Below are 10,924 nucleotides of genomic sequence, written 5' to 3'. Positions count from 1 at the left end.
ATAGTTTCAAAACCAGGCTGGTGCCGCTTCTTTGCTATTAAGCCGCCGTGCTATGCTGCGCGCAATTTTTAACGCCGTTAAAAGGATATTGATATGTTATTGGCTATAGTTTCACTGATTGCCGGTTTAGCGCTTTTGGTCTGGAGCGCCGATAAGTTTGTCGATGGCGCCTCAGCCACCGCTCGCTATGCCGGTATGCCGCCGCTGCTAATCGGTATGATTATTGTCGGCTTTGGTACTTCGGCGCCAGAGATGGTGGTATCGGCTATGGCCGCCAGTGACGGCAATCCGGCGCTGGCATTGGGTAATGCCTATGGCTCTAACATTACCAATATCGCGCTGATTTTAGGCCTGGTAGCGCTGTTAAGCCCCATTGCCGTGCACTCGCAAGTGCTGAAAAAAGAGCTGCCAATTTTAATGCTGGTAACCCTGTTTGCCGGCTGGCAGTTATTTGATCATCAGCTGAGCAGTTTCGATGCCTGGTGTTTGCTCGGCGTATTCTTTGTGCTAATGGCCTGGTCGGTGTGGCAGGGTATGCGTAATCCGCAGGACGCCTTAGCGACAGAAATGGATGAAGACTTAGCCGGTCAGCCAAAAATGACGCTAAAGCAGTCCATTATCTGGCTGTTGGTGGGCCTGGTGCTGCTGATCATCGCTTCACGCATGCTGGTATACGGTGCAGTGTTTATTGCGCAAAGCCTTGGTGTCAGCGAGTTGGTAATCGGCTTAACGGTGGTGGCGGTGGGTACTTCGCTGCCAGAGCTGGCGTCATCATTAATTGCCATTAAAAAAGGCGAGCATGATATCGCGCTGGGCAACGTGATTGGTTCAAACCTGTTTAATACGCTGGCGGTGGTGGGTATCGCCGCCGCGATTGAACCTATGGCGGTCGATGCGGTGGTGTTAACGCGTGACTGGACGCTGATGGCGGTGTTAACCGCAGCACTGTTTGTCATGGGTTATGGCTATAAAAAACAAGGCCGCATTAATCGGCTCGAAGGTGGCTTGCTACTGGCTGTATTTGTTGGCTACACCGGCTATCTGGTTAGCACCGTTATTGCTTAACGCATGGCGCCCGTTAAACAGGAGCTCGACAGCGGTTACTACCTGCAGCACTTTAACGAGCTGCTGCAGTTTGTTGGTGAACACTACGCGCCCTGCTTAACGGCCGATAACCGTAGCTATATCAGTGACTTTGCCGCACTAAGCGTGCCGGCGCAGCAGCTGCTGGTACGCATGCTAAACCGCAAAGGCAATGTATTTGCCGACAGCGAGCTTAATTACACTGAAATAGGCCCGCCAGGGCCGGTGCTGGATGAGCTGGCAGCTGCTGGCTTTATCGGCAGCCTTAGCGCCGATAATTTAGCCGATTTCTGGCTGCGCTTAACCAAAGATACGCTCTGGCAGCTGTTGCAGCTGGCTCAGCAACAGCTGCCAGCGCCAATTGCTGTGAAAAAAAGCCAGACCAAGCCCGAGTTAGTGCGCAGCGCGCTGAAGCTCGAGGTAAACTGGCTTGCGCTTATCAGCCAGCTACCGCAGCGCTATCTGGTGCTGCAACGTCAGCAATCGCTTAACTACCTGTATTTTCTGTATTTTGGCCGTATTGAGCCTAACTTATCGCTGTTTACTCTGCGTGATCTGGGCATCCGCCAAACCGGCCAGTTTAAGCAGCAGTTTAGGCCGCGCTTTACCGACTTAGCGCAGGCACAGCTGGCGTTTGCTTTGGCCAGTGCCAAGCAGCAGGTGTTTGACTTAGCTAAACAGCTAAGACAGCAGCCAGAAAACGCTGCGACATTACTTCCCCCCTGGCTGGCGACGCTAAGCCAATGGCCACAGACCGATGATAATACATTGGCGCTAAAGCGCAGTGAGCGCTGTTATCAGCTAGGCAAGTTGGCCGAGCAGTATCAGCTTGTTGAACTTGCCATCTGTTTTTATCAGCAAAGTGCCGGTTTCCCGGCCAGTGAACGCCTGGTGCGGCTGTATTACAGCAGTGGCCAAACTGACAAGTGCCAGCAGTATCTGCAGCAGCTACTGGACGACCCTAGCTGTGATGAAGAATGGCTGTTTGCTGATGATTTTTATCAGCGCAAGTTTGCCGGTAGCGCCAAACGCTCTGTACTGACAGAGCTGCTGCGGAGTGCGCCGCACACCTGCCTTGACGAGCTGTATAGCGGTAAAGCCGAGCAGGGCTTAATGGCGTATTACGCCGAACGTGGCTATCGCACGTTTCACAGTGAAAACAACCTCTGGCTGGCGCTGTTTGGACTCTGGTTTTGGCACGAGCTGTTTGAGCACAGCGACAGCGCACTGCATAACCCCTTTGAGCGCCGGCCACGCAATTTAGCCGGTGGCGGCTTTTATCAGCAGTTTGCCAGCGCTATAGAGCACAAGCTGGCGCTATTGGCACAGCCCGGTGCCGACAAGCAGTTGTTAAGTGCCTTAACCACGCATTATGGCAAAGCCAATAGCCTGTTTTACTGGCACAGCGATTTGGCCGAGCAGTTACTGCCACTGCTGCAATATGCTGCCAAAAACGACGGCGTAAGCAGCTTAGCGCCCATATTGCGCGCTATGGCGCAAGATTTTAACCGCCACAGTAGCGGCTACCCCGATTTACTGCTTGTTAAAGAAAACCAGCTGGAATTTGTTGAGGTAAAAGCCCCGGGCGATAAAATTCAGCGCCACCAGTTAGCGCGCCTGCAGGCCCTTAACAACGCCGGCTTCAACGCCCGCATTGAAAAACTGCAGTGGATAGTCGATCCCAACCGGCTATACGTGGTGCTGGATGTCGAAACCACCGGTGGTAAAGCGGGCACCGACAGAGTGATTGAAATCGGCGCAGTAAAACTGCAGGGCGGCGAAGTGATAGACAGCTATAGCACACTGCTAAACCCACAGCGGCCTATCCCGTCCTTTATCAGCCGCCTCACCGGTATCAGTAACAGCATGGTCAGCGACGCACCCAGCTTTGCTCAGATTGCTAATAAGCTTGCCGACTTCCTACAAGGCGCAGTCTTTGTCGCCCATAACGCTAAGTTCGATTACGGCTTTATACGCGCCGAATTCGCCCGCTGTGAAATACCGTTTGATATGCCGCAGTTATGCACGGTAGTCAATATGCGCCGCTATTACCCGGGGCTGCAATCATACAGCTTGGGTAAGCTGTGCGAAGCGTTTGATATTAAACTCACCAATCACCATCGCGCTCTCGATGATGCCACCGCCACCGCCGAGCTGTTAAAGCTGATTAATGCTAAACGGTGCGTGGTGGATTAGCGCTACGCCAGCAAAGTAAGTGCGGGCAGTGTGGCGTTAACCGCTTTGCTGCCCGTGTTTTCCGGCTACTTGCTGTTAGCGCAAACCCATACAGTTGGCGTAATGGCTAACGCTGGCGGGCCAGTCGGAGAAGACGCCGATAACACCCACATCTTGTGCCAGTACGTGCAGTACTTGCATCATATCGCCGTCGTTATTAATTACCGGATTCACGGTTTGGTAGTACCAACCGCCACCGTTTTGTAGCGGGCCAGAGCGCTCGAATGACCAGGCAATAATATTAAGGCCGGCGTTTTTTGCCTGGCGGGCATAGTCAGACGGCACGATCTGGTTATTGCTGTCTAGCTGCAGCAGGGCCCACATTGGCGGCGCAACAATGTTGATGCCCTCTGCTTTGTAGTCTTGTAGCTCGGCAGCGCTGGGCAGTTGTGACGGGTCGTTAGCGTCATCCAAATAGACTGCCTGGCGGCCAAAGTCAGGCTCGTTGGCCAGCCAGTAACGCACATCAGCAATATTAAACGACTGTGGCCAGACATCCTTTGCGTTAACGCCAGCGGCGCGGTACTCATCGATCAGCTGCTGGGCATAATCGGCCTGGCTGTAATCGCCTTGATACGGCATCGGTACTTCGGGGGCTTTTAGCTCCGGGGTAAACTTCACGCCCAGCTGCTTAAACAGCTCGATACTTTCAGCGTGCGTCAGCAAGGTGCCTTTACCGGCGTATAAATCGGTGCGCCAGGTGGGTGTGGCCTGCATATACTCGGCCACGGTAGTCGCTTGTGGGTTAAAGGCGTCCATTTTGCCGGTTAACTGTTTAAATTCGTCCAGCGTAATATCACTGGTGCAACAGCGGGCGCTGGCTGGCGTGCCGCTAAGTGGGTCGGCGGGCGTGAACGGCTGGCTGCATTTGGCGGCCAACTCCGGTATGGCCAAAATGTTAGTGGTGGTGTGTAAGTCGCACTGCGAATGGCGGCATACCAGCTGTTTATCCTGGGTAAAGGTGACGTCGCATTCCATAATGCCAGCACCCATTCGGGCGGCTGCTTCATAAGACTCTTTGGTATGCTCCGGAAACTGCAGAGGCGCGCCACGATGGCCAATCGAGAATAGGGTGCTTTTAAGTTTGCGGCCATTCGGGCAGTTTTGCAGCAGGGTTTTAACCGGTCCCTGGTCCATGTCATCAATAAGATAAAACGGCCTTGGCCCCAGCTGTACGGTATAAGGTTGTGGCGGCTTTAGCTGTGCACTGCGCTTAGCTGCCAAATCATTTGAGCTGCCAGCGAGCACCGTAACAGGGGCGCATAGCCAGGCCAGCGCTATTGCCGCCAGAACTGGCCCACGTAACAAAGTGATAGAGCGCATAAGGTTCTCCTTCAACAAAATAGTAAAATATTATCAGGCGGACAGACAGCTCAGACTTATCCTAGGTGAAACTGCATCAGGCTAGTAAAGTTGTGTGAATGAAAGGTGTTTTTTAAATGACGTATTTGTGATCATTTTGGCGGTAATGGTGATGTGCTAATAGACACTAAACCAATAAAAACGGCGACTCATGGTCGCCGTTTAGCTGCTGTTTCCTGCTAACTGCCGTGGCAGTTAGGCTATTCAGCTGTAATGCTTCGCTACTGCTAGTTGTTTACACAATTAACGGTAATTGTTACGTCGCCATTAACCTCACCGAAACCATCAGCACCACCATCCAGCGGAACCTCATCGGTAATGCTGCAGCTATAGCCAGCCGGATCGGAAATTATTCGGATATCGAAGGTTTCACCATCTAACATAGTATTATTAAACGCGGCTGTGCCCGTAGCGAAGGCTTTGTTTTCCTGTAACCAGCGGCCATCGTCAGGGCCGAACGCGCGCATTGCTACAGTGGTGCCGTCCATTGGTAAGCCAATTACGGTAACAAACAGGCTACGCGGAGTCGCGACGACGTTTGCAGTACAGTCTACGGTGATAGTTACATTGCCATCGACAATGCCTAAGCCATCAACTGCGCCATCTAATGGTGATTCACCTGTGATGCTGCAGCTGAAGCCGTCTGGCTGAGCGATAAAGCGGATATCAAAGATCTCGCCATCCAGCATAGTGTTATTAAATGCTGCCGTGCCGTTAGCAAAGGCTTTATCTTCCAGCAACCAACGGCCATCTATCGGACCTTCCGCACGCATGGGCACAGTAGTGCCGCCTGGCAGGCCCACTACAGTAACCGATAAGGTACGAGGCTCAGCAACTACATCAGCAGTACAGCTTACCGTAACGGTAACGTTGCCATCGACAATGCCCAAGCCGTCAACCATATCGAGTAGCGGCACTTCATCGCTAATAACACAGCTATAGCCATCGGGTTGCGCTTGTATGCCAATGGCGAAAGGTTCACTGTCGAACAGGGTGTTGCTAAAGGCAGCAGTGCCGGTGGTAAAGGCTTTATCTTCGAAATCCCAGCGGCCAGGAGCACCTAACGCACGCATCGTTACGCTGGTACCATCGGCCAGCCCGGTCACCGTTACTGACAGCGTGCGCGGCGGTACAACGACATCTGCTTCGCAGGTTACGCCAACGGTGACGTTGCCATCAACGATGCCTAAACCATCAGCAACGTCGAATAGCGGTGCTTCGTCAGTGATGATACAGAAGTAACCTTCTGGTTGTGTCAGAATGCCGATAGCAAAAGGCTCGCTGTCTAACAGGGTGTTGTCGAAGGCGGCAGTGCCGGTAGTAAAAGCTTTATCTTCAAACTCCCAGCGGCCATCTTGTGGGCCTAAGGCCTGCATTTCAACAGCGGTGTTATCTGGCAAGCCTGTGACAGTCACCGACATTGTGCGCGGTGTTTCATTGGTGGTACATACAATTGGCAAATCGACCGGGCCGCTAACGACCGGGTTAGTGGCTTCGCCATTTTCATCAGCAAAGCTGACAGCAAACTCACACACCTGGCCAATTGGCTGGGTTTTAACCGTCAGGCTGTACTCGTCGCCCAGGATAAACTCACCGGTAAAGCTAAAGTCGCCATCTTCACTGACCAGCAACTCTTCTTCGCCTTGCTCGCTGGTTAGCAGTAACTCCAGCTCACCATTTAAGCCCTCTACCGAGCCGTTAATGTTGTAGGCGATATATTCACAGTCAACAATCAGTTCAACATCGGCAGTGCCCATGTTACCTGTTGCTGCTAACTGGTCACGTAGGCTACAGGTTTGGCCGGCCGGGTTAGCAAATACCTCCACATCAAAAGCTTCGCCTTGTTGCAGCTGCTTGGTAAAGCCAAATGGGCTGCTGTCTTCTTCAGATGTTGTTATGCGCACAATATCGGTGCCGTTATTGCTTAACTGCAGCGCGCCTTGCAGGCCATAAACAGTGCCGGCTACGTCATAACTTACCGGTGGTTCCGTCACGGTTAGGGTGAAGCTCTGCGTCGCACCATTTGGCAGTGTCAGTGTAATGTCGTAAGTGCCTGCCTCGGTAGGCGTACCTACCAAGGTGTTCTGCTGTACGGTAAAAGTTTTCAGTGCACGGTCTGCCTTGCTGGCCCACGTAACTCTACCTGTTCCAGTAGTGGTTACCGCTGTGGCTGAGCCAGCAATAACCTCACCTGGTTCATATATCTCTACTTGGTTAATAGAACCTGTACGTCTCTCACTTGGCCAGTCTACAGGTACAAAACGCAGGTCACCTGTTCTTCGTTCACCGTCAATGTAGCAATCAGAACTGGCAATATAAGTACCAAGGTTAGCAGTACCCGCTATGCCGGTAATACAACCAGATCCGTCAATTTCATATGCCGCACCGGATCCAGAAAAATTTTCGGGAAGAAGGCCGTATCCTACAACGTCTACCTGGCTTTCATTGCTCACCCGGTTAAGAATTGTCATATGCAACCTATTGTAAGAATCGATCCCAAAAGTGAAAATTTGAAATCCGTCAAATAAATGCTCTTGATATCCAGTTGCAATATTCTTACGGATATAGCCATTACCGTCATAAGACGAGTATAAGAATCCATTATGCACTGCTATCGATTTTGAATGAGCGACGTCCCTGCTAATTAATTCCGGTTCGGCATTTTCATCCAACAAATTGAGCTTATGAAACTCTGTTGATTGAATAATAAAAGAGCTGTTGCTTAACTTAGCGAAATACAAAACATTGTCACTGACAGTCAAGCCACCGTAGCCCATGAAATCTCGACCGAGCCCGCTAATGAATAGCGGTGGCTCTGTGCTATCAAGCTGAGTTTTATACACCCCGGTCTCAAGTGCAGTGCCAGCCGCACTCAGGTTAGTACCATAAAAGTAAATATCATCACCATGAGCCGCCATGTAAGTGATGTCGCCGCTAATATTGCCAACATTCACCGGAAGTGAGGCTTCTGTTTGCAGCTCCAGCCAGTCAGGTTGCCCACTCACGGTAATAACGTAGTCGCGTTCTGCTTCCGGGATAACTGTGATGTCGTAGCGATACTCTTCCCCGACCATTACTGTGGTTGGTGGGGTGCTTGAAAATTCAAGCGGTGTTCTACTGGCTTTAGTAAACCAGCACCCCGCTAAGGTGACAGATAGCAACGCTACCATCATAGTACGGCCAAGTTGTTTCATATTTTCATCCTGTTTCGCGCTCACTGCGCACCCTCAAACCCTTAGGGTTTAAGAACAACAGCGGCCTGGTTGTTTCCTCCCAAGACGGCAGCGCCGCCCAGCATTAAGCTGTAGCAACAGCACCTTTATCTCAGGTATCAGTTGTTCATTATCATTGAGGGCGCAAGGGCAAAGCAAGTTAAGCTACTGTCGAATTTAATATTGACAATAAAAACGGCGACCAGGGGGCGCCGTTTACTGCAGCTGCCTGCCACATACTGTGGCAGGTGGGTTATCCAGCTATCATGCTTCGCTACTGTTAGTTGTTTACACAGGTAACGGTCACTGTCACGTCGCCATTAACCTCACCGAAACCATCAGCACCACCATCCAGCGGAACCTCATCGGTAATGCTGCAGCTATAGCCAGCCGGATCGGAAATTATTCGGATATCGAAGGTTTCACCATCTAACATAGTATTATTAAACGCGGCTGTGCCCGTAGCGAAGGCTTTGTTTTCCTGTAACCAGCGGCCATCGTCAGGGCCGAACGCGCGCATTGCTACAGTGGTGCCGTCCATTGGTAAGCCAATTACGGTAACAAACAGGCTACGCGGAGTCGCGACGACGTTTGCAGTACAGTCTACCGTGATAGTTACGTTGCCATCGACAATGCCTACGCCATCCACAGCGCCATCTAATGGTGTTTCACCAGTAATGCTGCAGCTGTAACCTTCCGGATCTAGAATCTTACGGATATCAAAGGTTTCACCGTCAAACATGGTGTTATCAAAGGCGGCAGTGCCGGTAGCAAAAGCGTTGCTTTCGTTAAGCCAGCGGCCATCCACCGGGCCGGTAGCTTGCATAGCAACACTGCTGCCACCTGGTAAGCCGGTTACGGTTACTGACAGTGTGCGCGGTGTAGCCACCACTTCTGCTTCACAGCCTACGGTAATGGTGACATCGCCATCGACGATACCTAAACCATCAGCAACGTCGAACAGCGGCACTTCGTCAGTGATGATACAGAAGTAACCTTCTGGTTGTGTCAGAATGCCGATAGCAAAAGGTTCGCTGTCTAACAAGGTATTGCTGAAGGCTGCAGTGCCGTTAGCAAAATCTTTATCTTCAAACTCCCAGCGGCCATCTTGTGGGCCTAAGGCCTGCATTTTAACAGTGGTGTTATCTGGCAAGCCTGTGACAGTCACCGACATTGTGCGCGGTGTTTCATTGGTGGTACATACAATTGGCAAATCGACCGGGCCGCTAACGACCGGGTTAGTGGCTTCGCCATTTTCATCAACAAAGCTGACAGCTAACTCACACATCTGGCCAATTGGCTGGGTTTTAACCGTCAGGCTGTACTCGTCGCCCAGGATAAACTCACCGGTAAAGCTAAAGTCGCCATCTTCACTGACCAGCAACTCTTCTTCGCCTTGCTCGCTGGTTAGCAGTAACTCCAGCTCACCATTTAAGCCCTCTACCGAGCCGTTAATGTTGTAGGCGATATATTCACAGTCAACAATCAGTTCAACATCGGCAGTGCCCATGTTACCTGTTGCAGCTAACTGGTCACGTAGGCTGCAGGTTTGGCCGGCCGGGTTAGCAAATACCTCCACATCAAAAGCTTCGCCTTGTTGCAGCGGCTTGGTAAAGCTAAACGGGCTGCTGCCTTCGTCAGATGTTGATATACGCAGAATGTCAGTGCCGTTGTTGCTTAACTGCAGCGCGCCTTGCAGACCATAGACAGTGCCTTTTACGTCATAACTTACCGGTGGCGCTGTTACTGTTAATGTGAATTGTTGCGTAGCGCCGCCTGGCAGCGTTAATGTAATGTTGTAGGTGCCTGGTTCAGACGGTGTACCTACCAAAGTGTTTTGCTGCACAGTAAAGGTTCTCAGGGTGACCTCTAACGGCGAAGACCATACTACCCGGCCTGAGCCGGTAACTGTAACCGCCATGACAGGGAGGTGAAATATAATTTCACCTTCACGATAAACTACCCGGCCTTCACCATTGGTGTCGCTTGGCGCGTCAATCGCCACAAAGCGCAGATTACCAGGCAGCGTTTCGCCGTTGACAGAACAAGGGCCGTTAGCAAAATAGGTCCCTTGACCGGTATAGCCCGCTATACCGAGAGTGCAGGGAACATCTTCACTGTTATATATCGGAACGAGGTCATTTCCTCCCCCAAAAGCACCGTAGGTTGTGCCTGAGGCGGCGGCTGCGTGAAGATAGCCGTATGCGTCCAAGCCAAACGCGTTATAACTTTGGTTTCTATAACTATAAATAGTTGGCGCAGAATTCGGATCACTCAACAAAAACAATCTTGTACTAGTGCTGCCGTTAGACTGATACAGATATGGATCTTTCACGCCGATACTTTGGGTGTGGCCCGGTACTTCTATGAACAGCTCCGGCTCGGCATTAGTCTCTGCCAGGTTAAGCCGGTAAATGGCTGTTGTTGCGTCAGCATCGTTGCCTTTATTCTCCGCAATATAAAGTATTCTATTATCAATAAACAGGCCGCCTAAACTGTGGATAGCTGCACTGGGTGTATAGACAAGTTCAGGTTCTACGCTGCTATCAATCTGGGTTTTATATACTCCAAATCCCAAGCTTGAAAAATTAACCGGCTGAAAGTAAATATCTTCACCATCTGCCGCCAAAAACTTCACGAAGGCTTGAAAGTTACCTACCTTAACAGGCTGTGCTGTTGCGGTTTGTAGCTGCAACCAGTCTGGTGCACCGCTAACCGTAATTGCATAATCGCGGGCGGTTTCGGGGGTTACGGTAATATTGTAACGGTACTCCTCTCCGACCATTACCGTGGTAGGTGGGGTGCTGGAAAAGTTAAGCGGCGTTTTTTTACCTTTTTCTATTATACAGCCTGTCATCGTCAGGGATAACAGCGCCACCATCATGGTGCGGCCGAGTTGTTTCATATTTTCATCCTGTTTCGCGCTCACTGCGCGCCCCCAAACCTCTGGGGTTTAAGAACATCAGTGGCCTGGTTGTTTTCCACAAGACTCAAGTGCTACTGAGCATAAAGTTATGCAACAGCACCTTTAT

5 protein-coding genes are annotated in these 10,924 nt (G+C 51.2%); 2 read left to right on the top strand and 3 right to left on the bottom strand.

The features are described 5' to 3' along the window. The first annotated feature begins 93 nt into the window (after positions 1–93). Both ABGI61_RS00730 and ABGI61_RS00725 read left to right on the top strand, forming a co-directional pair. Complete coding sequence (locus ABGI61_RS00730) at positions 94–1,065, top strand: calcium/sodium antiporter (protein WP_347595364.1); 972 nt, start codon at positions 94–96, stop codon at positions 1,063–1,065. A 3-nt stretch (positions 1,066–1,068) separates the two neighbouring features. Beyond that, positions 1,069–3,279 carry an exonuclease domain-containing protein gene (locus tag ABGI61_RS00725; protein ID WP_347595361.1) on the top strand — a complete coding sequence of 737 codons (2,211 nt, stop codon included), beginning with the start codon at positions 1,069–1,071 and terminating at the stop codon, positions 3,277–3,279. A 75-nt stretch (positions 3,280–3,354) separates the two neighbouring features. On the opposite strand, the gene ABGI61_RS00720 is transcribed toward ABGI61_RS00725, so the two are convergent. The 3 genes from ABGI61_RS00720 to ABGI61_RS00710 all read right to left on the bottom strand — a co-directional run bounded on the left by ABGI61_RS00720 (position 3,355) and on the right by ABGI61_RS00710 (position 10,797). Next, positions 3,355–4,641 (bottom strand): glycerophosphodiester phosphodiesterase family protein, encoded by a 1,287-nt coding sequence (locus ABGI61_RS00720; RefSeq protein WP_347595358.1) that lies wholly within the window; start codon positions 4,639–4,641, stop codon positions 3,355–3,357. Positions 4,642–4,907: 266 nt separating this feature from the next. Continuing rightward, positions 4,908–7,874, bottom strand: coding sequence for a hypothetical protein (locus ABGI61_RS00715; RefSeq protein ID WP_347595355.1), 2,967 nt, complete (start codon positions 7,872–7,874; stop codon positions 4,908–4,910). Positions 7,875–8,172: 298 nt separating this feature from the next. Further along, positions 8,173–10,797, bottom strand: coding sequence for a hypothetical protein (locus tag ABGI61_RS00710; RefSeq protein ID WP_347595352.1), 2,625 nt, complete (start codon positions 10,795–10,797; stop codon positions 8,173–8,175). Positions 10,798–10,924: the final 127 nt, after the last annotated feature.

The organism is Rheinheimera fenheensis (genome assembly GCF_039871805.1).
Lineage (GTDB): Bacteria > Pseudomonadota > Gammaproteobacteria > Enterobacterales > Alteromonadaceae > Alishewanella > Alishewanella fenheensis.
The sequence above is the reverse complement of the archived record's forward strand: the minus strand, read 5'-3'. Positions and strand labels throughout refer to the sequence as shown.

Coding starts and splice junctions, on each gene's coding strand:
- ABGI61_RS00725 (WP_347595361.1), top strand. CDS start 1,069: ATGGCGCCCGTTAAACAGGAGCTCGACAGCGGTTACTACCTGCAGCAC.
- ABGI61_RS00710 (WP_347595352.1), bottom strand. CDS start 10,797: ATGAAACAACTCGGCCGCACCATGATGGTGGCGCTGTTATCCCTGACG.
- ABGI61_RS00720 (WP_347595358.1), bottom strand. CDS start 4,641: ATGCGCTCTATCACTTTGTTACGTGGGCCAGTTCTGGCGGCAATAGCG.
- ABGI61_RS00730 (WP_347595364.1), top strand. CDS start 94: ATGTTATTGGCTATAGTTTCACTGATTGCCGGTTTAGCGCTTTTGGTC.
- ABGI61_RS00715 (WP_347595355.1), bottom strand. CDS start 7,874: ATGAAACAACTTGGCCGTACTATGATGGTAGCGTTGCTATCTGTCACC.